The sequence below is a fragment of the Brevundimonas sp. genome (assembly GCF_030704825.1).
Taxonomy (GTDB): domain Bacteria; phylum Pseudomonadota; class Alphaproteobacteria; order Caulobacterales; family Caulobacteraceae; genus Brevundimonas.
Window position 1 is genome coordinate 1 of sequence record NZ_JAUYNX010000007.1, and the last position, 23,163, is coordinate 23,163.

Genomic DNA, 23,163 nt, shown 5'->3' on the forward strand with positions numbered 1-23,163 from the left:
GGTGGATATGGGCCTGGCCGACATGATCCTGCCCATCGAGATGGCCGACGCCATGGGGCGCAGCAAGGATCTGGCGCAGAAGGAAGGCGTCTTCGTGGGCATCACCGCCGGCGCCACCCTGGCCGGCGCCCTGCGCGTCGCGCGGGACGCGCCGCAGGGGGCCAACATCCTCTGCATGTTGCCCGACACCGGAGTGCGCTACCTCTCGACTCCTCTGTTCGCCGACATCTCCATCGAGATGACTCCCGAGGAGCTCGAGATCGCCCGCTCGTCCCCGATGTTCGCCGACGTCCCGGCGCCGGCCTGACGGCGACGTCGGTCCACCCCTGATGTTCGTCATGGCCGGGCGCAAGTCCCGGCCATCCATGACCTCCGAGTCTGCGGATTGTCCTGCGAGCCCTGAGCGTATCGATCCCCGACACGCGCATCGCGCGGTCGAGGATGACGAGCTTGAGGGTGCGATGCGTTCTTGGGCGCCCTACAGCTCGATGAAGCTCTCGAAGCCGCCAAAGATCATGCGCTTGCCGTCGAACGGCATGTTGTTCATGTCGTCCTTGATGCGGGGATCTTCCATGACCCTGGCGTTCACCGCGTCGCGCTGTTCGCGCGAGTCATAGGTGATCCAGGAAAACACCACCGTCTCGTCGTCCTTCGCCTGCACGGCGCGGGGGAAGGACGTCAGTTCGCCGTAAGGCACGTCGTCACCGACCGTCTCGACGTAGGATCTCGCCCCGTACTCCTTCCAGACCTCGCCGGCCTTGCGTGAGAACGACTTGTATTCCTCGATCCGGTCCTTCGGGACCGCCACCACGAAACCATCGACATAGGCCATCGGATATCTCCCTGGTCCCCAGCAGAGGAGGAAGTCCCGATGGCCCGGCCGGTTCCGGAACGGAGGTTTGTCAGCGCCCGTCCCGTCCGATGGGACGCATCGACGAGATGCGGTCGTTCAGCCGCCACTGCTCCAGGTTCCAGACGTCCTCACGGATGACCTCGCACTGGCCGCGGAACCAGGCGTCCGTGCAGACCTCCCAGGAACCGCGCAGCCGGATCGAACTGATGCGATCGTTCAGGCCGCTGCTGCGCAGATCGGGAATCTCGCGGCTGAAGCTCTCGGACGCGCCGCGGTACATGGCGTCCGCGAACACGGTGATCGAGGTGTTCCCCCAGCCACCGCCTCCGCCTCCGCCGCCGCCGCCGCCGCCGTCGAAGCGGCCGGGGCGAAGCGACGAGATGCGGTCGTTCATGCCCGCCGCCCGAAGGCTGCTGACATCCCCAGAAAAGCTCTGGCACTGCCCCCGGAAGTTGGCGTCGGTGCAGGCGGTCCATTGTCCCCGCATCCGCATTGAGCTGATGGCGTCATTCATTCCCACGCCGCGCAGGTCGGGAATGGCGCCGTTGAAGGTCCGGGACGCGCCCCGGAAGCCGTCGTCGCGATAGACGACGATCCCCCGGCCGTTCCAGTCGCCGTCGGGGTCCGGCCATCCGCCGCCGCCGCCGGGACGATCCTCGTACTGACCCCGGTTGGGTCCGCAAACCAGCAGGCCGTCGCGGTTGAGAATCTCGTAGTCCGAGCAGCGGTTCAGCTCGATCGACGTGCCGCGAATGCGGCCCCGGTCGTCGCGGCAGTCGGCGTAGAGCCGGCCGCGGTTCACATATTCGCCGCTGCAGCTGTCGCGATAGTCGCCGCGCGGCGCCACCCGGGCCTGGACCTCCCCATCCTGCGCCGCGGAAGCTCCACCCGAGACGGCCGCCACGGCGGCCAGCATTTCGATCAACATGGAAGTCCCTCCGGGAGTTGTCAGGACGCACAACGCGTCTGTGAGGGCAGTGTTCACCGGACCGGATGAACCTTGGCTGTACGGCGACGACGGCTTCCGTTTTCTTTTCCGGCGAATAGGCTTATATCGCCGTCATCAACGCCCGGTCGAAAGGCCGGGCGCCGTCGTATCCGGAGCCCGATTTTCGGGCTCCAAAGAAGAAACCGGAACGCCCCCATGACCGACATCCTGATGCCCAAGGCCACCGCGGTCTGGCTGGTCGACAACACGTCCCTGACGTTCGAGCAGATCGCCGACTTCTGCGGCCTGCACCCGCTGGAAGTGCGCGGCATCGCCGACGGCGACGTGGCCCGCGACATCCGCGGCGCCGACCCGCTGGTCAACGGCCAGCTGACCCGCGAGGAGCTGGACAAGGCCCAGAATGACGAGGCCTACCGCATGCAGGCGGTGGTAAGCCGTCACGCCGAATTGATGAAGGGCGGCAAGCCGGCTCCGAAATACACCCCCGTCTCGCGCCGCCAGGATCGCCCGGACGCGATCATGTGGTTCGTACGCAACCACCCCGAGGTGACCGACGCCCAGATCGCCAAGATGCTGGGCACCACCAAGTCGACCATCGAGAGCGTGCGCAACCGCACCCACTGGAACAGCCCCAACATCAAGCCGGTCGATCCGGTGACCCTGGGTCTGGTCGGCCAGCTGGCGCTCGACGAACTGGTCCGCAAGGCCGCCGACAAGAAGGCGAAGGACGACGCGAAGAAGGGCGGCGCAACCCTGCAGCCTGTCGACGCCGCCGAACCCGCCGAGCCGGAATTCGTCCCCGAGGCCCGCGAACGCCGCGGCGCCGAACCGACCGCCGCCTCGGTCTTCGGTTCCAAGGACTGAGCCTTTCCCCGACAAGAAAAACGGCCCCGGGATCGCTCCCGGGGCCGCTGTCCTTTCGGGAGACTGTCGCTAATGCGCTCGGGCCTCCAGGCTGGTGATCTGTTCCTTGAGCCGGAGCTTCTGCTGCTTGAGCTCCCTTACGCGAAGCGAGTCCGCGGACGGGTGGGTCGTCTCTCTCCGGATGGTCTCATCCAGGTTGCGATGACGGTTTCCCAGTTCGCGGATACGAGCTTCGATGGTCATGGCTTGCGCCTCCATGTCTAAGGGACCACTAGATTGAGCGCCCGGCTCGACCGGCTGTAGAATCACAATCCGGTGAGCCGCCGGCCGTCCGGACACGGACCACCCTGGAGCCCGAATTGGCCGAAGATGTGAACGGAGCGGTACGGAACCCGTCCTCGCCCGATCCCCGCCGCCTCGTGGTCGGGATTTCCGGCGCGTCCGGCGTGGCCTACGGCGTTCGAACCCTGGACGCCCTGCGCGACCTCGGGGTCGAGAGCCACCTGGTCGTCACCCGGGCCGCGCTCCTGACCCTGTCGCAGGAAACCGAAATCTCCGCCGACGACCTGATGGGCCGCGCCGATGTGACGCATCGTCTCAACAATGTGGGCGCCTCGATCGCCTCGGGTTCCTTCCGGACCATGGGGATGATCGTCGCCCCCTGTTCGGTCCGCACCATGAGCGAGATCGCCACCGGGGTGACCTCCACCCTGCTGACCCGCGCCGCCGACGTGGTGCTCAAGGAGCGCCGCCCGCTGGTGCTGATGGTTCGCGAGACCCCCCTGCACCTCGGCCACCTGCGCACGATGACCGCCCTGGCCGAGATGGGCGCGGTCATCGCGCCTCCCCTGCCCGCCTTCTATGCCCGGCCGGTCTCGATCGCCGAGATGATCGACCAGTCGGTGGGCCGGGCCCTGGACCTGTTCGGCCTCGACTGGCCGGCGGTGCGCCGTTGGGACGGACTGAAGGGCGCGACCGCCGAATGAGTCTCCGGGACTGGTCGCTCAAGGCCTGGGCCGCCGACGGCGTCGCCGACGCCTGTCTGGAGCTCCAGGACTCCGCCGGTCAGAATATTCCACTGCTGCTCTGGGCCGCCTGGTGCGCCACGGAAGGACGCACGCCGGACGAGGACGCGCTGGAGGCCGCCGCCGACACGGCCCGCGCCTGGCAGGAGACCGCCATCGCGCCCCTGCGCGCCGTTCGCCGGGCGCTCAAGCCGCGCGCCCCCGACCTTGACGACGCCGATCGGGAAGCCGTCCGGGCCCAGGTAAAGGCCGTGGAGCTGGAGGCCGAGCGCCGCCTGCTGGCCGCCCTGGAGGTCATCGCCCCGCCGCCGACCGGCCCCGCCCAGGCTTCGCTCGCCGCCCTCGTGGCCGCGGCCCGGATCTGGTCGCCGATGACGCCTCGCGCCGGACTGGTCAGGCTCGCGGAGCGCCTTCCGGCCTGACGCGACGCGCGCTATAAGCCCGCCTCCGGGGCACGACCATGAACGACGACGAACCCTTTCTGACCGAGGAAGAGCTGGCGCTCCACGCCCGTCTCAAGGTGCTGCAGCTCGAGCACGCCGACCTGGACGCCTCGATCGACGCCCTGGGCCGCATGCCGGTGCCGGATCAACTGATGATCGCCCGGCTCAAGCGCAAGAAGCTGGTCCTGCGTGACGAGATCACCAAGATCGAGGATCGCATCCTGCCCGACATCATCGCCTGAGCGTAAGTCAGCGCCCTTTCTTGCGCACCCACATGGCGGCGTCGGCCTCGGCCAGCCAGACCTCGGGATCGGTGTGGGCGGAGAAGGCGCGGACGCCGAACGAACCGCCCAGCCGGGCCTGCTCGCCCTCCCATCGGAACCCGTCGGCCTCCAGGGCCGCGGCCAGACGTCGGGCCTTCTCGCGCCCTTCCTCCAGGCCGGCATTGAGCATCAGCAGGGCGAATTCGTCGCCGCCCAGCCGCCCCACCGCGTCCGACTCGCGCAGATTGGCCTTCAGCAACTCGGCCACCTGCACCAAGGCGGCGTCTCCGGCGGCGTGGCCAAGGGAGTCGTTGACCTTCTTGAAGCCGTCGAGATCGAGATAGAGCAGCACCGCCGGCGTGCCGTGACGCTGGCAGAAGGCCATGGCGCTGCGCATGGCGGCGATGAATCCCCGCCGGTTCAACGACGGCGTCAGCACGTCGTGGTCGGCCGCCGCCTCGGCCGCCTCGGCGCGCAGGCGCAGGGCCTCGACCTCGGCGCGCAGGCGCTCGATCTCGGCTTGGGGGTCGATGACGGCCGCGTCGGTCACGAGCGAAGTGGGCTCCCCGGCCGGCGACTCAGACGCTCCGGCACACGACAAGCCTAGCGCGCTCGGTTGCGGGCGCAACGCGAGTCCTGTATCGCGCCGCTTTCGTCGGAAAGGGCTGCGACTCATGACGACCGGTACCCCGCCAGTGGCGATCATCATGGGCAGCCGTTCGGACTGGCCGACGATGAAGCACGCCGCCGACTCGCTGGACCGGCTGGGCGTGGCCTGGGAGGCGAAGGTCGTCAGCGCCCACCGCACGCCCGGACGCCTGTACGACTTCGCCACGGGCGCGCGCGGCGCGGGTTTCAAGGTCATCATTGCCGGGGCCGGGGGCGCCGCCCACCTGCCCGGCATGGCCGCCTCCATGACCGAACTGCCGGTGCTGGGCGTGCCGGTGGAATCGAAGGCGCTCAAGGGCATGGACAGCCTGCTGTCGATCGTCCAGATGCCCGGCGGCGTGCCGGTGGCGACCCTGGCCATCGGCGAAGCCGGGGCGAAGAACGCCGGCATCCTCGCCGCCCAGATCCTGGCCCTGTCGGATCCGGTTCTGGCCGGCCGCCTCATCGCCTTCCGCGAGGCCCAGACCGAGGCCGTGCCCGAGACGGTCGAGGACTGAGTGGCGACGCTTCCGCTGCCCCCCGGCTCGACCCTCGGCATCCTCGGCGGCGGCCAGCTCGGGCGGATGCTCAGCCAGGCCGCCTCGCGCCTCGGCTTCAACGTCGTCATCCTCGACCCCGAGGAGAACAGCCCCGCCGGTCGCGTGTCCCAGGGCCAGATCGTGGCCGCCTATGACAATCCCACGGCCCTGGGCGTGCTGGGCCAGACCTGCGCGGCGGTGACCTTCGAGTTCGAGAACGTGCCCGCCGCTTCTGTGGCCCGGCTGGTCGAAGGCGGCGCCGTCGTCGCCCCGGGACCGAAGGCGCTCGCCGTGGCCCAAGACCGCGTGGACGAGAAGACCTTTCTGAACAGCGTCGACGCGGCGACGGTGGACTTCGCGCCCGTCGACGGTCTCGACGATCTGCTGGCCGGGTTGGAGCGACTGGGCGCCCCCGCCCTGCTGAAGACCCGCCGCGAGGGCTACGACGGCAAGGGTCAGGTCTGGGTCCGTTCCGCGAGGATGGCGGCGGACGCCTGGGCCGCCGTCGGCGAACGCCCCGCCATCCTCGAAGCGAAGGCCCCGTTCCTGCGCGAACTGTCGGTCATCGCCGCGCGCGGCCGCGACGGCGCGATCGCCGTCTATCCTCTGGGCGAGAACATCCACAAGGGGGGCGTCCTCAAGACCACCATCGCCCCCGCCGCCGTCGATGCGAAGACCGAAAAGCGGGCCCGCGCCATCGCCAGGGCCATTCTGGAGGGCCTCGACTACGTCGGCGTGCTCGGCGTCGAGCTGTTCGATCTCGGCGACGGCGAACTGCTGGTCAACGAGATCGCGCCGCGCGTCCACAACACCGGCCACTGGACCCAGGATGGCTGCGTCTGCGACCAGTTCGAACAGCATGTCCGGGCCATAGCCGGCTGGCCGCTGGGCCCGACCACGGCCCATGCCCGGGTCGAGATGACCAATCTGCTCGGCGACGAGATCGAGCAGTGGAAGGCCCTCGCTCCGAAGGCCGACGCCCGCCTCCACCTCTACGGCAAGGCCGAGGCCCGCCCCGGCCGCAAGATGGGGCATGTGAACCGGGTGAAGCCGCTCTGAGCGGACGCCGGTCGAGGGGTCGAGAGTCTCGCATCTCCGCGAAAAAATATGGAACGCGGATTTAGCTGAACCGGCCATACCTGCAGAGGCGGCTCGCCGGCCCCTGGGGCGGTGGCGGCGACGGGTGACGGTGTCAAAGACCAGGCCCGGCGGGCATTTCACTATTGTGCACATGGGTGCGTCAGAAGCGGTCGCAGGGCCCGTGTGGAGCGGTGCGGAGACCCGGCCGATGGGGCGGAAGTAGCGAATTCCGGTCCCCGAAAGGGCGGATGGGAGGGGGCGAGAGTCCCCGTATCCCGAGCGTCCCTCTCCTGTTGGGAGAGGGTTTGCTACTCCGCCTTCGCGCCGTACCGCATCCGGGTCAGCGCCTCGCCCACCTTCCTCAGCGGCGCGTCGAAATCCTTGCCCGCCTTCCACTTCTCGAAGGCCATGACGTTTTCGATCCGCGCGGCGACGAAGGCCTCGGCGGCGTCCTTGCCGTCGAACCAGCGCATGGTCAGGGCCGGGATCAGGATGCCCGACAGGATCGCCCGCTTGGAATAGTGGTTCCAGTCGGTCGCCGTGTCCCCGGCCCAAAGCCACAGATGGTCGGCGCTCTCCCACGCCAGCTTCAGCCCCAGATCGGCGTTGGTCGGCAGGGCCAGGAAGGCGGCGCAGCGCCGGGTCGCCTCGAGGTCGGCCGCGCCCGCCTCCATCCGGGCCGAGACGGCGCGGGCGATTCGCTCGCGCATCTTCAGGGATCTGGCGTCGACCTCGCCCAGCGCCGCCAAGGCCCGGTCGTCGTGCCGTCGCGACAGCAGGGCCGCCAGATCACGCGGGCCGTTTGGCAGCAGCAGTTCCTCGTCGCCCAACGACAGGCCGCAGGCCTCGCAGGCCGCCCGGACCATCCGCCCGTTCCAGCCCAGCCGGGGCGCGAGGCCAAGGGCGGCGTCCAGCACCGTCTGCTCCATCCGGTCGCCCCAGTCGGCTTTGAGAGCCTCTCCCCCGGGCGTCTCGTTCGACAGGTGTGGCGCATCGGTCATGACGGCAGCATATCCCCGTCGCGCGGGGGTTTCGACCCTTCAGATTGAGGCGCGACGATCTGGACAGGAGGGGGGGGAACGTGTATCAGCCCGCCTTCATCCGCGGACCCCTGTCCGTCGGACCGAGATTTTATTTGTCTGCCCGTCTCCCTTTCGAGGTGCGCGGCGGGCGGCCAAAGGAGAGTTCAACCTGGTACAGATTTTCGTTCGCGATAATAACGTCGATCAAGCGCTCAAGGCCCTCAAGAAGAAAATGCAGCGCGAAGGCAGCTTCCGCGAGATGAAGCGCCACGTGCACTACGAGAAGCCCTCGGAGAAGCGCGCCCGCCAGAAGGCCGAGGCCGTGCGCCGCGCCCGCAAGCTGGCCCGCAAGCGCATGCAGCGCGAAGGCCTGCTGCCGCCGCCGAAGCCCCGGGTTCCGGGCGTGGGCGGCCCGAGCCGCGGCTAAACCCCGCTCGACAGCCGAACGAAAGGATCAAGGGCCGCCCCGGGAAGCCGGAGCGGCCCTTTTCTATGCTTCCTTCTCCCCTTGCGGGAGAAGGTGGCCGAGCGAAGCGAGGTCGGATGAGGGGTTGCGCCGGCGATTTTGCCTCATCGATAACTGATCGGCCGCAAACCCATCCAGCCGCGCGCCCCCTCATCCGTCAGTCCCGGCTGCGCCGGTCCTGCCACCTTCTCCCGCAAGGGGAGAAGGTCTCAGCCTACTTCCCCCCGCCCCGGATGGCCCCGGCGAAGCTCCGCCAGCTCAGTTTCACGTCGGACAGGGCGCCCGCCCGGAACGCCCGGCCGGCCACCCAGACCATCAGCAGGGCGAAGGCGAACATGCCCGCCATGGTGCCGACGACCTCGAACAGCGGCGGCTCGGACGGGGCCCGGGCGCTCATCAGGAAGGGCGTGAAGAAGGGTATCCACGACAGGATCTGCACCACCGGGGCGTCCGGCGTCCGCAGCGCCATCTGCATGACCAGCAGCGGCACCACCAGGATCATCATGATCGGCCCCATCAGTGTCTGGGCGTCGCGCGGCGTCTCGCAGAAGGCTCCGATAGCCGCGAACAGCACCGCGTACATCAGATAGCCGCCGACGGCGTAGGCGATGAAATAGCCGATCATCCCCCCTTCCATCAGCACCTCGGCGACCATGGCCGCCGTCTCCGGCGCCGCCGTGATCAGGCCGGCCGCGCCGATCCCGCCCCAGACCAGCATCACCGTGGTGGTCAGCATCGCCACGCCCAGCACCTTGCCGGTCAGGATCTCCGACGCCGAGGCCGAGGACAGCAGCACCTCGAGGATCTTGTTCGACTTCTCCTCCATCACGCTGTTCAGCAGGATGGAGGCGCCGGTGATGATCAGCGACCACAGGATGAAGCCCGAGGCCAGGCCGATGATCCCGGGCAGCTGATCGCGGAAGGACACCTCGCCGCCGCTCGCCGACCTCGGCGACAGCGCCGTCACGGCCGGGCGGAAGTGCTCGACCTCCTCGACCACGGCGGGGTCGATTCCCGCGGTATTGAAGGCCTCGCGCCGGTTGGCGCCCCTGAGCGCATCGCGGATGAAATCCTCGACCGTGTCGTCGGTGGCGCGGCGGGTCCAGACGCGCGCGGCCGGTTTGCCGTCGACGCGGTTGAGCAGGACGACCGAGTCCAGTTGATCCGCCTCCGGGAGGTCGTCGCCGAGATAGCGGCGGGCGATCGCCTCGCGGGCTTCGCCCGGCGCGGCGGCCTCCAGATCGGCCGGCGCGGCCACGATCTGAAGGCGCAGACCGCCCAGACGCCTGAGCGCGTCCCCGGCGGCCGAGGCCCCCGCCTTGCCGCCCTTCTTCTCCGCCTCGGCGGCGGCCTCGCGGCGGCGTTCCTCCCGCCGCTCCTGGTCCAGCCGCAGGGCGGTGTGGACCGCGGCGGTCAGGCCGGCCGCCTGCGGGCCTTCCTCGACCACCACGACCTGGCGCACCGGCTCGGACGACATCATCAGGGCCGGAATGGCCCCGCCCAGCACGCCGAAGATCGGAAAGGCCAGTAAGGACAGCCAGAATCCCACCGTCTTGGCGTAGGCGGCGAACTCGCGCCGCGCGATCAGCAGGACGCGCTTCATCGGACGGCCTCCGCGCCCGCCTTCACGGACTGGTCGATGTCGGGATTGTCTCCGGTCAGGCCGATGAAGGCGTCGTGCAAACTGGGCTCGCGCAGTTCGAACCGGCGCACGTCCAGTCCGCCCAGGAAGGCCGCCTTCAACGCCTCCTGCCCTCGGCCGCCCTGCCCCAGCCCGGCCCTCAGCACGCGCACGCCGTCGCTTTCAGAGACCACCTCGACCCCGCTGACGCCGGGCAGGGCCGCGGCCTGGGACGCGTCGATCGCGCCCTCCAGTTCCAGGAACCGCGGCGTGGTCGCCCGGGCCTCGGTCACCGTGCCCTCGAAGGCCTTCCGGCCCCGGGCCAGCAGCACCACCTTGTCGCACAGCCGCTCGGCGTGCTGCATCACATGGGTCGAGAACAGCACCGTCGCCCCGTCGGCCGCCAGCTGCCGGATCACCGCCTCCAGCCCCTGCTGATTGACCGGATCAAGGCCCGAGAAGGGTTCGTCGAGAATCACGAACTCCGGCCGGTGCACCACCGAAGCGATCAGCTGGACCTTCTGGGCCATCCCCTTGGACAGCTCCTTCATCTTCTTTTTCTTCGCCGCGCCCAGCCCCTGGGCGTCCAGCATCTCCCGGGCCCGTCGGCGGCCCTCGCCGGTCGGCAGGCCCTTCAGGGCGCCGAAGAAGGCGATGGCGTCGACAGGGGTCATCTTCTTGTACAGGCCGCGCTCCTCCGGGAGGAAGCCGATCCGGTCGCGCACCTTGCGGCCGTCGTCGGCCCCGAGGATGCCGATCCGGCCCGAGGTCACGCCCTGCAAACCCAGGATCATGCGGATGGTCGAGGTCTTGCCCGCGCCGTTCGGACCCAGGAAGCCGCAAATGGTTCCCTTTTCGACCTGGAAGCTCAGATCGCGCACGGCCTGGAAATCGCCGTACCGCTTGCTGACTCCTTCGAGCGTCAACGCCGCCGCCATGATCCCTCCGAACGCCCGTGTCTGTTCCTGACAGGGATAGGTGTGTAAAGGATGTTTGACAAGCCGGTCCCGGGCCCGCCGTGCTCCGTTGTCATGAATTCCATGTCATGTTCGCCGATACGAGTCGCGCGACCGACGAAAGCGTGAATGCCCTACGAAGTCTCTTCCTCTCCCGTGGCGCCCCCGGCCGGCTCCCGCCTGTGGACGGCCGGCGCCAGCGCGGGCGTCGCCATCGTGGTGCTCGTCGGCCTCGCCGTCCTTCACCCCGACCTGGCTCCCTGGCTGCTGGGCGGCGCGATGCTGGTCGGCCTCACCGCCTGGGCCCTGAACCGGAGCCCCGCCGCGCCGGTCCGCGCCGCCGACGGAACCGGGCCCGCTCCGGCCGCGGCGCCGCTGGAAAGCGACGCGTCGCTTCTGGACAGCGTCTTCGAGGCCCTGGCCGACCCGGTTCTGGTGGTTTCCGGCGGAGAAGCCGACGACATCGCCGGCCGCCGCATCGTGCTGGCCAACGCCGCCGCCCGCGATCTGCTGCGCATCCAGCGCGAAGGCGCCCTGCTGGTGCCGGTGCTCCGCGATCCCGCGGTGCTCGAGGCGATCGACGAAGCCCTGTTCGGCGGCCTGACGCGCACCACCGATTACGCCGGCGTCGGCGCCCAGACCCGGCACTGGCGAGCCCTGACCCGGCCGCTGTCCTCCGGGGACGGCGGCGGGCTGGCCCTGGTGGTCCTGCGCGACGAGACCGACGTACGGCGCATGGAGCTGATGCGCGTCGACTTCCTCGCCAACGCCAGCCACGAGCTCAAGACCCCCCTGGCCTCGCTCTCGGGCTTCATCGAGACGCTGAAGGGCCACGCCCGCGACGACCCCAAGGCCCGGGACCGGTTTCTCGACATCATGGCCGCCCAGGCCGACCGGATGAGCCGGCTGGTCGCGGACCTGCTGTCGCTCAGCCGCATCGAGCTGAACGAGCATATTCCGCCGGCCGGCCGGGTCGATCTGGCCCGCGCCGCCGCCGACGTGGTCGACGCCGTCAGCGTGCTGTCGGCCGAGCGCGGAGTGACCGTGCGGCTGCACGACCGCGAGACCAGCGCCCCGGTTCACGGCGACCGCGACGAAATCCTCCAGGTGGTCCAGAATCTGGTCGACAACGCCGTCAAATATTCGCCCCCGGGCGGCACGGTCGAGATCGTCATCCGGCCCGACATCACCCTGGACGAGGGTTCGGCGCCCTGGTCGGGCGAGAATCGCGGCGAGGGCGCGACGCGCCTGCCTCTCGTCACGCCGGACCGCGAGGTCGGCCAGCGCTACGCCGCCGTCACCGTGCGCGATCGCGGGCCCGGCATGGCGCGCGAACATCTGCCGCGCCTGACCGAGCGCTTCTATCGGGTCGAAGGGCAGAAGAGCGGCGAACGCCAGGGCACCGGCCTGGGCCTGGCCATCGTCAAACACATCGTCAACCGGCACCGAGGCGGGCTGACGGTCGAGAGCGCGCCGGGGCTGGGCGCCGTCTTCACGGCCTATTTCCCCGTCGCCCCGCGCCGGGACGTCGCGACGCCGGTGTGACGCTTCCGTCTCGACCGGCCCGACGACGTAACAGAACTGTCACGCGGCCGTCTTAATCCGCTGACCATTCGGGGGCAGGTTCCGCCGCGGGGCGAACCGGGCGACCGGCCGTTCCGATTCCCGCTCCCCGGACGCCCATGACCTGGCTTTTCCTGCCGATCCTGATCGCCGCAGCCTTCGCCGCCTATGTCGGCGGCCGGGCCGTGGCCGGTCGGCGGGCCGCCGGCCTGCCGTCCGGACAGCGCGCCCACTCCCGTCCCGGCCAACACGGCGCCTACGCCCTGATCTGGACGCTGATCCCGGCCCTGGTCGTGCTGATCGCGGCCTCGATCTTCTCGCCGGACATCGAACGCCAGCTCACCGCCTCCGGCGCGCCCGAGGCGGTGCAGCAGCTCGAACCCTTCCGCCGCGAAGCCTTCTTCGCCGACGCCCGGGCCGTGGGCGCAGGACGTCCGGCGGTTCAGATCTGGCCCGCGCCCCATGCGGAGCTCCTGCCCGCCGAGGGCCGGCGAGTCGCGCGCATCGGCCATATGCTGGACCTCGGCGGCCTGGTCGGGGGCGCTTTGGCCGCCCTGCTCGGCGCCCTGTTCGTCTTCGGCCAGATCCGCCCCGGCATGCGGGCCCGCAACCGGGTCGAGGGCTGGATCGTCGGCCTGCTGTTCGTCTGCTCCGCCGTGGCCATACTGACCACCGTCGGCATCATCGCCTCGCTGGTCTATGATTCGATCCGCTTCTTCTCCACCGTCCCGATCACCGAATTCCTGTTCGGGACCCAGTGGAGCCCGCAAACCGCCATCCGCGCCGACCAGGTCGGCTCGACGGGCGCCTTCGGGGCCCTGCCCCTGTTCGTCGGCACCTTCCTGATCATGCTGATCGCCATGGCCGTGGCGGCCCCGGTGGGCCTGTTCTCCGCCATCTACCTGTCGGAATACGCGGGCCCCGCCTTCCGCGCCGTGGTCAAGCCGGTGCTGGAGATTCTCGCCGGCGTGCCGACCGTGGTCTACGGCTTCTTCGCCGCCCTGACCGTCGGGCCCGCGTTTCGCGAATTCTTCAACGGCCTGGGCGCCCTGATGGTCGGCGGTCCGCTGGACGGCCTCGGCCAGTATCTGATGCTGGTCCAGAACCAGATGGCGCTCGTCGCCGGGGCGGTCATGGGCATCATGCTGATCCCCTTCGTCAGCTCCCTGTCCGACGACATCATCAACGCCGTGCCCCAGTCGCTGCGGGACGGTTCCTACGCCATGGGGGCGACGAAGTCCGAGACGGTCAAACGGGTGCTGCTGCCCGCCGCCCTGCCCGGCGTGGCCGGGGCCATGCTGCTGGCCATGTCGCGGGCCATCGGCGAGACCATGATCGTGACCATGGCGGCGGGCCTCGCCGCCCGCCTGACCCTGAACCCGCTGGACACGGTCACCACCGTCACGGTCCAGATCGTGACCTTGCTGACCGGCGACCAGGAGTTCAACAGCCCCAAGACCCTGTCCGCCTTCGGCCTGGGGCTGACCCTGTTCCTGGTCACCCTGCTGCTGAACATCGTCGCCCAGCGCATCGTCCAGACCTATCGGCAGCAATATGACTGACGTAACGCCGGAAATGCGCGCCGACCGCCTGCGCGCCGGGCTGAAGCGCCGCTACGCCCGCGAGGGCCGCTTCAAGCTGTACGGCCTGCTGGCCATCGGCGTGGCCGTCGGCTTCCTGCTGTTGCTGCTGGGCCGGATCATCGAGCAGGGCCACACCGCCTTCTACACCCACACCCTGACCGTGCCGGTCTACATGGACCCGGGCCGCGTCGACGTCGCCTATCCGCAGGGGACCAATTTCGAGCAGCTGGTCGCGGAGCAGCAACTGGCCCGCTTCGGCGTCGCCGACGACGCCGGGGGGACGAAGGCCGCGGCCATGCGCGGCCTGTTCTCGTCCGAGCTGAAGTTCGTGGCCGCCGCCCGCGTCGCCCGCCAGCCCGGCCTGATCGGCCAGACGCTGCCGATCGCCGCGCCGGTTTCGGACGACGCCGACCTGTATCTGAAGGGCGAGATCTCGCGCTCGACTCCGGCCGACCAGCGCCGTCTGTCCGACGAACAGCTCGACTGGCTGGACCGGATGAAGGCCGACGGCCTGGTCGCCGCCCACTTCAACAGCGGCCTGTTCACCAAGGGCGATTCGACCGAACCGGAGCTGGCCGGCGTGCTCGGCGCCGTAATCGGATCGGCGCTGATGCTGCTGGTCACCGCCGCGATCGCCATTCCGCTGGGCGTCGGCGCCGCCCTGTATCTTGAGGAGTTCGCGCCGCGCGGCCGGATCACCGACCTGATCGAGGTCAATATCAACAACCTCGCCGCCGTGCCGTCGATCATCTACGGCCTGCTGGGCCTGGCCCTGTTCATCAACTGGATGCACCTGCCCCGCGCCAGTCCGCTGGTCGGCGGTCTGGTCCTGGCCCTGATGGCCTTGCCGACGATCATCATCGCCACCCGCTCGTCCCTGAAGGCGGTGCCGCCCTCGATCCGCGAGGCCGCCCTGGCCATGGGCGCCTCGAAAACCCAGACCGTCTTCCAGCACACCCTGCCGCTGGCCATGCCCGGCGTCATGACCGGCGCCATCATCTCCATGGCCCACGCCCTCGGCGAGACCGCCCCCCTGCTGCTGATCGGCATGGTCAGCTTCATCCCGGGCATTCCCACCAGCATCGGCGAGCCGACCGGGGCCCTGCCCTCGCTGGTCTATATCTGGGAGAACGCCTCCGAACGCGCTTTCCACGAGCGTACGGCCGCGGCCATCCTCGTCCTTCTCGCCTTCATGATCGTCATGAACGCCGCCGCCATCTTCCTGCGCCGGCGCTTCGAACGCCGGTGGTAAGCTGAAATGAAGTTCAACATCTTTCGCGCGGCGGACGGCACCGAAGGCGGCGGCGCGGGCGGCGAAGCCCCGTCCGGCACGCCCGTCATGGCGGCCCCGCCGGTCGTGCACGGCTCCGCGCCGGTCGGTCCGACCAAGATCGCCGCGCGTGACGTCTCGGTTTTCTACAGCGGCAAGCAGGCGCTCTACGACGTCTCGCTGGACATCCCGGACAAGACCGTCACCGCCCTGATCGGCCCGTCGGGCTGCGGCAAGTCGACCTTCCTGCGGACCATGAACCGCATGAACGACACCATTCCGGGGGCCAGGGTCACCGGCCGCATCGAGATGGACGGCGAGGACATCAATGCGAAGTCGGTCGATCCCGTGCTGCTGCGCGCCCGCGTCGGCATGGTGTTCCAGAAGCCGAACCCCTTCCCCAAGACCATCTACGAAAACGTCGCCTACGGCCCCCGGATCCACGGTCTGGCGGCGTCCAAGGCCGAGCTCGATGTCGTGGTCGAGGCCTCGCTGAAGCGCGCCGGCCTGTGGGAAGAGGTCGCGGACCGGCTGCACTCGCCCGGCACCGGCCTGTCCGGCGGTCAGCAGCAGCGCCTCGTCATCGCCCGCGCCATCGCCGTCGAGCCCGAAGTCATCCTGATGGACGAGCCCTGCTCGGCCCTCGACCCCATCGCCACGGCCAAGATCGAGGAACTGATCGACGAGCTGCGCGAGCGCTACTGCATCGTCATCGTCACCCATTCCATGGCCCAGGCCGCGCGCGTCAGCCAGCGCACCGCCTTCTTCCACATGGGACGGCTGGTCGAGACCGGCGACACCGAGGACATCTTCACCAATCCGCGCGAGCGCCGTACGCTCGACTACATCACGGGACGGTTCGGATGAACCAGCACACCGTCAAGGCCTATGGGGACGAGCTGAACCAGCTGACCGCGGAGGTCGCCCGCATGGGCGGCCTGGCCGAGGCGCAGGTGGCCGACGCGGTGGACTCCGTGGCCCGCCGCGACATCGCCCTGGCCCGCGCCGTGGTCGATCGTGACGCCAGGCTCGACGCCATGCACCGCGACATCGAGCGCAAGGCCATCCGTCTCATCGCCCTGCGCCAGCCCGTGGCCTCGGACCTGCGCCGCGCCCTGGCCTCGATGAAGCTGGCGACGGACCTGGAGCGCACCGGCGACCTGGCCAAGAACATCGCCAAGCGCGGCCTGATCCTGGCCGAGGGCGAGCCGATGCCGCCCTTGACCCGCTCGATCGAGCGGATGGGCAAGCTGGTTTCGATGCGCCTGCGCGACGTGCTCGACGCCTACGCGGCCGCCGAGGTGGACCGCGCGGTGGCCGTCTGGAACACCGACGACGAGGTCGACGAGCACTACAACGCCCTGTTCCGCGAACTGCTGACCTACATGATGGGCGATCCTCGCACGATCACGGCGGGCACCCACCTGCTGTTCATGGCCAAGAACCTCGAACGGATCGGCGACCACGCCACCAACATCGCCGAGACCATCTACTACGAGATCACCGGCCAGGAATTCGCCGGCGAACGCCCCCGCTGGAATCCCGACCCGGACGAGGACGGTTCGCCTCCCGCGCCGGATCCGACGACGCCTGCCTGACTGGAGAGACCGCCGTGCAGCCCTATGTTCTGGTGATGGAAGACGAGGACGCCTTGGCGACCTTGCTCTCGTACAACCTGGAAAAGGAAGGCTATCGCGTCGTCGTCGCCTCCGATGGCGAGGAGGGGATGCTGCAGATCGACGAGCGTCTGCCCGACCTGGTCCTGCTCGACTGGATGCTGCCCAAGCTGTCGGGCATCGAGGTCTGCCGCCGGATTCGCGGCAAGGCCGAGACGCGCAACCTGCCGATCATCATGCTGACCGCGCGCGGCGAGGAGAGCGACCGCATCCGCGGCCTGGACACCGGCGCCGACGACTATCTGACCAAGCCCTTCTCGATGTCGGAACTGATCGCCCGCATTCGCGCCGTGCTGCGCCGCATCCGTCCGGGCCTGGCCGACGACAGCATCAACCACGGCGACATCGTCATCGACCGCGTCGCCCACCGCGTCCGCCGCTCGGGCCAGGAGATCCACCTCGGCCCGACCGAATTCCGCCTGCTCGACCATCTGATGCAGCACCCGGGGCGTGTGTTCAGCCGCGAACAGCTGCTGGACGCGGTCTGGGGTTCGGACGTCTATGTCGAGGCCCGCACGGTCGACGTCCACGTGGGCCGCCTGCGCAAGGCGCTCAACGTCGAGGGCACGGTCAACCCGATCCGCACGGTGCGGTCGGCGGGCTATTCGCTGGATCTGGGCGGCTAGGCGCCGATCAGGAGAAGGCGCCCGCGCCGGCGGCGTCCGGGGCGACGCCCCAGCCCGGTCCGGCGGGCGGCGGATCCATCATGCCGCGCCGGTCGAAGCTCACGGCCGGAACGAACGGGTCATGGGCCAGCAGGTGCGGCCCATAGCCGATCTCGACGGCCCTCAGCGCCTCCCCGCAGGCCGCCGCCGCCAGCAGGCCGGCGCGGGCGGCCAGGCTGGTCTCGCCGACATGGGCTCCCACGATGAGCGGCAGGCCGCGCGCCCGCGCCGCCGCGATGGCCGCAAGCGTACGCATCACCCCGCCGAGCTTCGACACCCGGACATTGGCGATCCACCGCGTCCCCGAGGGCGCCGCCTCAAGGTCGTGGAGGGTGAGAAAACTCTCGTCCAGGACAATGGCCAGACCGGTCCCGCGGGCCGCCGCGACCATGGCGGGCCAGTCGCGGGCCGCCACGGGCTCCTCGACGGCCCACGCGCCGGCCGAGGCCGCGACCGTCAGTCCGGCGATGGCCGATCGGGCGTCCGGCCACAGGTTGTTGGCGTCCAGCCGCACCGGCCCGCGCCGCGCCAACCGCCGCACGCGCGCACCGTCGATCTCCGGCCGTCCGGTCAGTTTCAGCTTGGCGTCGCCCAGGCCCGCGCGGCCGAACCGCCAGGCCAGGACGTGAAAGGCCATGTTCGACCGCACGCCGTAGACGGCCGACACCTGCATCGGCGTCGTCAGGGGCGCCACGCCCAGCAGCGCCTCCACCGAACGGCCGGCCCGGCGGGCGAACAGATCCAGCAGGGCCATTTCGAGCGCGCAGACGGCGCTGGGCCGGGCATCGACCAGAGGTTCGTGGGCGGCCAGCCAGCGGCGCAGCTGGTCGACGTCGCCCACCTCGGCCGCGATGGACGACGCCCGATCGGCGAGAAAGGCCATGGCCCCCTCCACGGTCTCGCCGGTCACATAGGCGCGGGGCGATCCCTCGCCGTAGCCGACGCAGCCCGCTCCGTCCTCGACCCGGACCAGCACATTCGCCGCGCGGCGACGCACCGCCGAGGCGTGGGCGAAGGCGTGGCGGAACGGAATATCCAGGCTGGCGAGGCTAACCTTCGGCGGCATAGGCCCCCTCCTCAAGCCGCCAGGGCGTGAAGTCGAAACCGCATTCCCGCGCGGTCTGCAGGGTCAGCACCTTGAACTGGGAATCCCGCTGCCCGCCGGCGACGCACCAGCGGCGATAGGCGGCCCCGGCCCCCGGCCGCAGGCGGCGCACCTCGACGGGGGCGAGCCGGCCGCTCCTGCGTTTGGCGGCATATTCGATGTTCAGCCGGACAAGCGCCCGCTCGACATCCTGCGCGAGGTCATCCCCGGCGCCCTCGACTTCCAGCCACGCGACATAGACAGCGCGATCCTCGTCGGCGAGGACGAGGTGGAACAGCACGTCGCACCCGGCCGGCGCCGCGGCCTCGGCCAACGCCAGGTTGATCTGGGTTTCCGACAACTTCTCGCCGGTGATGTTGGTCACGCCGCGGCCCTTGCGCTGGAAGGACAGGGTCGGGGTGGCGCCGATGATCGGGCCCGCCCGCAGGATGTCGTTGATGCGATAGCGGTAGAGGCCGCCCGTGGTGGTGATGATCACCTGATAGTCGCGCCCCGGCTCCAGTTCGTGCGCCAGCCGGGTGTCGCGGCGCCCCGCCTCCCAGTCGTCGGCCTCGACGAATTCGTAAAACGTATCCTCCAGCAGGGGCAGGGCCAGGTTCCGGCGCGCATCGACCACCACCGTGCCGCGCAGCTCGCTGGCGACGTAGCCCGCGTCGATCATCAGCGTCTCCGGCGCGAGCGAACGGCGCACCGCCGCCGCGGCCAGGGCGCAGCTGCCCCCCGTCCAGGTCACCACTCCCGCGAGGTTCGGCCACAGGGCGGCGATCGAGGGTTCGCCGGGCTCGGCCGCGCGGGCCAGGGCCCGGGCCCGCTCCGGCGCCGGAAACAGGGCGGCCGTCATCGCCCGGGCCTGCGCCGGCGTCAGCGATCCCGTCCCGGCGAAAGTCCCGTCCGCCACCTCGGCCAGCAGCTTGCCCCAGTTGGCCCGGCTATGGTCGCGCAGGCGCAGCAGGGTCGAGGGGTTGGCGGTGGAGACGGCGGTGAGGTCGGCGTGCTGCAGGGCCAGCCGGGTGACGGCGGCGTATTTCAGCTCCGCGTCGGCGATCGAGAAGACCTCGGGCGGGACGACGTATTTGCGGCGAACCACGGCCGGCATTGTCTCGTAGATCAGGCCGGTGACCGAGCCCGCCGGAACCCCGCCCGCCAGGGTCTCCTCGCAACGCGCGCCGCCCAGCGCCAGGATGCGTCCGGAGAACAGCCGGCAGGCCCGATGCTGGACGAAGCTCATGACCCGCTGGGCGCGCTTCATCTGCGCCAGGCCGGTCGGGGTCACCGGCAGGTATTTGGGCGCCGCCGTCGTGCCGCTGGTCCGGGCGTACATCAGCGGCCGTTCCGCGACCAGGGCCGCCTCGTCGGCGATCTGCCGCTCGATCCACGGCCGCAGGTCCTCGTATTCGACGATGGGCGCGGCGGCGCGCCAGGCGTCCGGACCGGCGATCCCGGCGAAGCCATGCGCACGGCCGAAGGTCGTGTCCCGGTTGGCTTTCAGGATCGCCGCCAGCGCCCCCGCCTGCGCCGCCGCCGGCCGCCCGGCTGCGCGCATGAGGCGGTCGAGGGCGGCGCGGCCGCTGACCGCCATGGCCGCCTCGAAGGCGAGGTCCGCGAAGGCCAGGGTCAGTCCTCCCGCCGCGGAGCCCGGAACGGCGCGAGCAGCTGGGTCCCGAAGCGGACCGGATAGTCGGTCCCGATCAGCCCCAGGTCGCCCACCTGCCGGTCCCGCGGCCGGTAATAGGTGCCGAAGAGCAGGTCCCAGACGACCAGGGTGTGGGCGTAGTTGTGGTTCGATATCTCCGGCTCGCGCGCATGGTGCCAGCGATGCACTTCCGGCCCGCTGACGAGATAGTTCAGGACTCCGAGGCGCAGGTCGATGTTCGAATGCTGGAACAGGCCGCTGACCGCATAGACCACGAAGTAGAAGGCCAGCACCTCGGGCCCCACGCCCAGCAGGATGAACGGCAGGGTGTCGGCGAGAAACTGCAGCGCCTTGTCGGCCGGATGAAAGCGGAAGACGTTGGCCGAATAGAGCTTGGCGGGCTGGTGGTGCGGCGCGTGCAGTCGCCACAACCACGGGACCTGATGGCACCAGCGGTGCAGCCAGTAGCGCAGCAGGTCCCCCGCCGCGAGCTTGAGCAGGACCTGGGCCCACAGCGGCCAGGCGACGGGCCATACCTCGAGAGTCAGGCCGGCGCCGGCCAGCAGACGCTGGCCCGGGAGGGTCAAGGCCCAGACCAGGACCAGCGGCACGAGCAATTGGACGAACACCAGATAGAGACCGTCGTCCGCCAGATCCGTCGCCGTCGGCGCCCAGCTCCGCCGGTACGGAATCCACAGCTCCAGCAACAGGATGGCCGCGCCGCCCGCCGCCACCGCCACATAGGGCGCCCAGGCCAGTCCGGCGCCCCGGTCCAGCAGGGCCCAGAGCAGCAGGACGGCCACGGCGACGACCGTCGGATAGGCCGCCCGCCGGGCCACGCGCCGCATGAGAGGCGTGACGGACGCGGTTTCGGGGACGCGGGCGGGAGCAGTCATGTCGAGCCGACGGAGTTCCCGGACGACGCGCGGAGGGGCGACGGCGGGAGGTTAGCGGGTTCCGCCCGCTTGGCCAGCCCGACGGTCGCCGCGCGCGCTTATCCCGCTTCACAGGCCACGTGAACGGGCTAGGGTCCTTTCGCACCCGACAGGAGTCCGCCATGCGCCGTCGCACCTTCCTTTCGACCCTCCCCGCCGGCGCCCTTCTGGCCGGCGCGACCGGTGCGGCCGCCGGCGCTCCTCCCGCGAATCCCGCCGCTCCTCCGCGCCAGGTCGAGCCCGCCGACCCGTTCGCCGACGTCGGCCCCGGCGACCGCAACAGCGGCCTCCAGTTCGTCAGCCGCTCGACCGTGTGGGGCGCGCACGGGGCCGCCGCGACGGCCCACCCGCGCGCCACCCTGATCGGCATCGAGACGCTGCGTCGCGGCGGCTCGGCCATCGACGCGGCCATCGCCATCAACGCCGCCCTCGGCTTCCTCGAGCCCACGGCCAACGGCATCGGCGGCGACGCCTTCTGCATGCTGTGGGACCCGGCGCAGAGGAAGGTCGTGGGCTTCAACGGCTCGGGCAACAGCCCCCGCGGCCTGTCGCTGGAGACGGCGCGGTCGAGGAAGGCGGAGGACGGCTATCTGCCGCCCTATGGCGCCGTCACCATCAACGTCCCCGGCACGGTCGACGCCTGGTGGAGCGCCCACCAGCGCTACGGCAAGCTGCCGTGGAAGGACGTCCTGCTGCCGGTCGCCGAGCTGTGCGAGGAGGGCGTGCCCATGCCCCAGCTGATCGCCTGGTACCTCGAGCGCAACATGGCCAATTTCGATCGCCGCGCCGCGATCATCGAGGAGAACGACAACCGCAGGAAGGTCTACGCCCCTGGCGGCCGCACTCCGGCGGTCGGCGAGGTCTTCGCCAATCCGGACCTCGGCCGCACGCTGCGACTGATCGCGGAAGGCGGGCGCGACGCCTTCTACGACGGGCCGATCGCCGACCACATCGAACGCTATTTCCGCCGCGTCGGCGGCTGGATGACCCGCGCCGACCTGGCCCCGCACCGCACGGAATGGGTCGAGCCGATCCGCACCGACTATCGCGGCGTCGACGTCTACGGCCTGGGTCCCAACACCCAGGGCCTGTCGACCAATCAGATCCTCAACATCTGCGAACAGTTCGACCTCAAGGGCATGGGCTTCCAGTCCGCCGCCTCGATCCACCACCAAGCCGAGGCCAAGCGGCTGGCCTTCGAGGACCGGGCGAAATGGTTCGCCGACGAACGCTTCAGCCGCACCCCGGTCGAGTGGCTGAACTCGAAAGCCTACGCCGCCGAACGCGCGCGCCTGATCCGCCCCGACCGGGTCATGGACCGGGTCTTCCCGGGCGACGCCCCGACCCAGGGCGACACCACCTATTTCAGCGTCGCCGACAAGGACGGCATGATGGTCAGCTGGATCCAGTCCAACTACCGCGGCATGGGCTCGGGCCTGGTGTCCGACGGCCCGGACGGCGGGACCCTCGGCTTCATGTTCCAGGACCGGGGCGAGCTGTTCAACCTGACCGACGGCCACCCCAACGTCTATGCGCCGGCCAAGCGGCCCTTCCACACCATCATTCCCGGCTTCGCCTGCAAGGGCGGCGAGCCGTGGATGGCCTATGGCGTCATGGGCGGCGGGATGCAGCCGCAGGGACAGGCCCAGATCATCATCAACATGGTCGACTACGGCCTCGATCCGCAGGAGGCCGGCGACGCCCCGCGCTGGCAGCACGAAGGCTCGTCGGAACCGAGCGGACACCCCGCCGAAGGCGTGGGGACCCTGTTCCTCGAGACCGGCGTGCCGGCAGCGTCGAAGGCGCAGCTGGAGGCCATGGGCTGGGTTCTGGGCGGACCCAACGGCGGCTTCGGCGGCTATCAGAACGTGGTGCGCCAGGCGAACGCGCGCGGTCCGTGGACCTACGGCGCGGCCTCGGAGATGCGCAAGGACGGGCTGGCGCTGGCGTACTGACCCGCCACGCGACCGCCGCAATCGGGCGTCAACCCTTGCACACGCACAG

General features: G+C 70.0%; 24 protein-coding genes and 1 pseudogene. 15 read left to right on the plus strand and 10 right to left on the minus strand.

All coding sequences use genetic code 11. The annotated features are described in order from the left end of the window. A pseudogene (locus Q8Q71_RS02630) lies at positions 1–307 on the plus strand (hypothetical protein); the annotation flags it as partial. A 171-nt stretch (positions 308–478) separates the two neighbouring features. On the opposite strand, the gene Q8Q71_RS02635 reads toward Q8Q71_RS02630, so the two are convergent. Together Q8Q71_RS02635 and Q8Q71_RS02640 are read right to left on the minus strand one after the other, a co-directional pair. Then, on the minus strand, positions 479–832 hold the full coding sequence (locus tag Q8Q71_RS02635) for a DUF1428 domain-containing protein (RefSeq protein ID WP_305758086.1): 354 nt from the start codon (positions 830–832) through the stop codon (positions 479–481). 70 nt (positions 833–902) lie between these two features. Then, positions 903–1,781, minus strand: coding sequence for a beta/gamma crystallin-related protein (locus Q8Q71_RS02640; RefSeq protein WP_305758087.1), 879 nt, complete (start codon positions 1,779–1,781; stop codon positions 903–905). Between the two features lie 216 nt (positions 1,782–1,997). Between Q8Q71_RS02640 and Q8Q71_RS02645 the strand changes: the two genes are divergently transcribed. Further along, positions 1,998–2,666, plus strand: coding sequence for a DUF1013 domain-containing protein (locus Q8Q71_RS02645; RefSeq protein ID WP_305758088.1), 669 nt, complete (start codon positions 1,998–2,000; stop codon positions 2,664–2,666). A 69-nt stretch (positions 2,667–2,735) separates the two neighbouring features. On the opposite strand, the gene Q8Q71_RS02650 is transcribed toward Q8Q71_RS02645, so the two are convergent. Then, positions 2,736–2,909, minus strand: a complete 174-nt coding sequence (locus Q8Q71_RS02650) for a YdcH family protein (RefSeq protein ID WP_305758089.1) — start codon at positions 2,907–2,909, stop codon at positions 2,736–2,738. 128 nt (positions 2,910–3,037) lie between these two features. On the opposite strand from Q8Q71_RS02650, the gene Q8Q71_RS02655 reads away from it, so the two are divergent. The 3 genes from Q8Q71_RS02655 to Q8Q71_RS02665 are packed head-to-tail and all read left to right on the plus strand — an operon-like array spanning position 3,038 to position 4,376. Beyond that, positions 3,038–3,652, plus strand: coding sequence for a UbiX family flavin prenyltransferase (locus Q8Q71_RS02655; protein ID WP_305758148.1), 615 nt, complete (start codon positions 3,038–3,040; stop codon positions 3,650–3,652). Then, complete coding sequence (locus Q8Q71_RS02660) at positions 3,649–4,113, plus strand: TIGR02444 family protein (protein ID WP_305758090.1); 465 nt, start codon at positions 3,649–3,651, stop codon at positions 4,111–4,113. Before Q8Q71_RS02655 ends, Q8Q71_RS02660 begins: the two co-directional genes overlap by 4 nt. A gap of 38 nt (positions 4,114–4,151) precedes the next feature. Then, positions 4,152–4,376, plus strand: a complete 225-nt coding sequence (locus tag Q8Q71_RS02665; protein ID WP_305758091.1) for a YdcH family protein — start codon at positions 4,152–4,154, stop codon at positions 4,374–4,376. Between the two features lie 7 nt (positions 4,377–4,383). Here the strand turns inward: Q8Q71_RS02665 and Q8Q71_RS02670 are convergent, their stop codons facing one another. After that, complete coding sequence (locus Q8Q71_RS02670) at positions 4,384–4,947, minus strand: GGDEF domain-containing protein (RefSeq protein WP_305758092.1); 564 nt, start codon at positions 4,945–4,947, stop codon at positions 4,384–4,386. Positions 4,948–5,071: 124 nt separating this feature from the next. Here Q8Q71_RS02670 and purE point away from each other — a divergent pair, with 124 nt between their 5' ends. Beyond that, positions 5,072–5,563 (plus strand): 5-(carboxyamino)imidazole ribonucleotide mutase, encoded by a 492-nt coding sequence (gene purE / locus Q8Q71_RS02675; protein ID WP_305758093.1) that lies wholly within the window; start codon positions 5,072–5,074, stop codon positions 5,561–5,563. Then, complete coding sequence (locus Q8Q71_RS02680) at positions 5,564–6,643, plus strand: 5-(carboxyamino)imidazole ribonucleotide synthase (protein ID WP_305758094.1); 1,080 nt, start codon at positions 5,564–5,566, stop codon at positions 6,641–6,643. Positions 6,644–6,972: 329 nt separating this feature from the next. On the opposite strand, the gene Q8Q71_RS02685 is transcribed toward Q8Q71_RS02680, so the two are convergent. Next, the gene (locus Q8Q71_RS02685) at positions 6,973–7,665 is read right to left on the minus strand and encodes a COQ9 family protein (protein WP_305758095.1); all 693 of its coding nucleotides are present in this window, start codon (positions 7,663–7,665) and stop codon (positions 6,973–6,975) included. 190 nt (positions 7,666–7,855) lie between these two features. On the opposite strand from Q8Q71_RS02685, the gene rpsU reads away from it, so the two are divergent. After that, positions 7,856–8,113: a 30S ribosomal protein S21 gene (gene rpsU, locus Q8Q71_RS02690; RefSeq protein WP_056621430.1), complete on the plus strand. Its 258-nt coding sequence runs from the start codon at positions 7,856–7,858 to the stop codon at positions 8,111–8,113. A 253-nt stretch (positions 8,114–8,366) separates the two neighbouring features. On the opposite strand, the gene Q8Q71_RS02695 is transcribed toward rpsU, so the two are convergent. Both Q8Q71_RS02695 and Q8Q71_RS02700 read right to left on the minus strand, forming a co-directional pair. Further along, positions 8,367–9,755: an ABC transporter permease gene (locus Q8Q71_RS02695; RefSeq protein ID WP_305758096.1), complete on the minus strand. Its 1,389-nt coding sequence runs from the start codon at positions 9,753–9,755 to the stop codon at positions 8,367–8,369. Then, positions 9,752–10,711 carry an ABC transporter ATP-binding protein gene (locus Q8Q71_RS02700; RefSeq protein WP_305758097.1) on the minus strand — a complete coding sequence of 320 codons (960 nt, stop codon included), beginning with the start codon at positions 10,709–10,711 and terminating at the stop codon, positions 9,752–9,754. The genes Q8Q71_RS02695 and Q8Q71_RS02700 overlap by 4 nt, the downstream gene beginning before the upstream one ends. Before the next feature lie 147 nt (positions 10,712–10,858). On the opposite strand from Q8Q71_RS02700, the gene Q8Q71_RS02705 reads away from it, so the two are divergent. From Q8Q71_RS02705 to phoB, 6 genes are all read left to right on the plus strand, one after another. Next, positions 10,859–12,274: a cell wall metabolism sensor histidine kinase WalK gene (locus Q8Q71_RS02705; RefSeq protein ID WP_305758098.1), complete on the plus strand. Its 1,416-nt coding sequence runs from the start codon at positions 10,859–10,861 to the stop codon at positions 12,272–12,274. A gap of 137 nt (positions 12,275–12,411) precedes the next feature. Continuing rightward, positions 12,412–13,854, plus strand: coding sequence for a phosphate ABC transporter permease subunit PstC (gene pstC / locus Q8Q71_RS02710; RefSeq protein WP_305758099.1), 1,443 nt, complete (start codon positions 12,412–12,414; stop codon positions 13,852–13,854). Beyond that, entirely contained in the window at positions 13,847–15,127 is a 1,281-nt protein-coding gene (gene pstA / locus Q8Q71_RS02715; RefSeq protein ID WP_305758100.1) for a phosphate ABC transporter permease PstA, read from the plus strand. The genes pstC and pstA overlap by 8 nt, the downstream gene beginning before the upstream one ends. Positions 15,128–15,214: 87 nt before the next feature. Then, entirely contained in the window at positions 15,215–16,012 is a 798-nt protein-coding gene (gene pstB / locus Q8Q71_RS02720; RefSeq protein ID WP_305758149.1) for a phosphate ABC transporter ATP-binding protein PstB, read from the plus strand. Then, positions 16,009–16,743 carry a phosphate signaling complex protein PhoU gene (gene phoU / locus Q8Q71_RS02725; RefSeq protein ID WP_305758101.1) on the plus strand — a complete coding sequence of 245 codons (735 nt, stop codon included), beginning with the start codon at positions 16,009–16,011 and terminating at the stop codon, positions 16,741–16,743. Before pstB ends, phoU begins: the two co-directional genes overlap by 4 nt. A 14-nt stretch (positions 16,744–16,757) precedes the next feature. Further along, positions 16,758–17,447, plus strand: coding sequence for a phosphate regulon transcriptional regulator PhoB (gene phoB, locus Q8Q71_RS02730; protein ID WP_305758102.1), 690 nt, complete (start codon positions 16,758–16,760; stop codon positions 17,445–17,447). 7 nt (positions 17,448–17,454) lie between these two features. Here the strand turns inward: phoB and Q8Q71_RS02735 are convergent, their stop codons facing one another. The 3 genes from Q8Q71_RS02735 to Q8Q71_RS02745 are packed head-to-tail and all read right to left on the minus strand — an operon-like array spanning position 17,455 to position 21,120. Then, positions 17,455–18,552 carry a mandelate racemase/muconate lactonizing enzyme family protein gene (locus Q8Q71_RS02735; protein WP_305758103.1) on the minus strand — a complete coding sequence of 366 codons (1,098 nt, stop codon included), beginning with the start codon at positions 18,550–18,552 and terminating at the stop codon, positions 17,455–17,457. Continuing rightward, on the minus strand, positions 18,536–20,170 hold the full coding sequence (locus Q8Q71_RS02740; protein ID WP_305758104.1) for a GH3 auxin-responsive promoter family protein: 1,635 nt from the start codon (positions 20,168–20,170) through the stop codon (positions 18,536–18,538). The genes Q8Q71_RS02735 and Q8Q71_RS02740 overlap by 17 nt, the downstream gene beginning before the upstream one ends. A gap of 35 nt (positions 20,171–20,205) precedes the next feature. Continuing rightward, positions 20,206–21,120 carry a sterol desaturase family protein gene (locus tag Q8Q71_RS02745; RefSeq protein ID WP_305758105.1) on the minus strand — a complete coding sequence of 305 codons (915 nt, stop codon included), beginning with the start codon at positions 21,118–21,120 and terminating at the stop codon, positions 20,206–20,208. 161 nt (positions 21,121–21,281) lie between these two features. On the opposite strand from Q8Q71_RS02745, the gene Q8Q71_RS02750 reads away from it, so the two are divergent. Then, positions 21,282–23,114: a gamma-glutamyltransferase family protein gene (locus Q8Q71_RS02750; protein WP_305758106.1), complete on the plus strand. Its 1,833-nt coding sequence runs from the start codon at positions 21,282–21,284 to the stop codon at positions 23,112–23,114. Positions 23,115–23,163 lie beyond the last annotated feature (49 nt).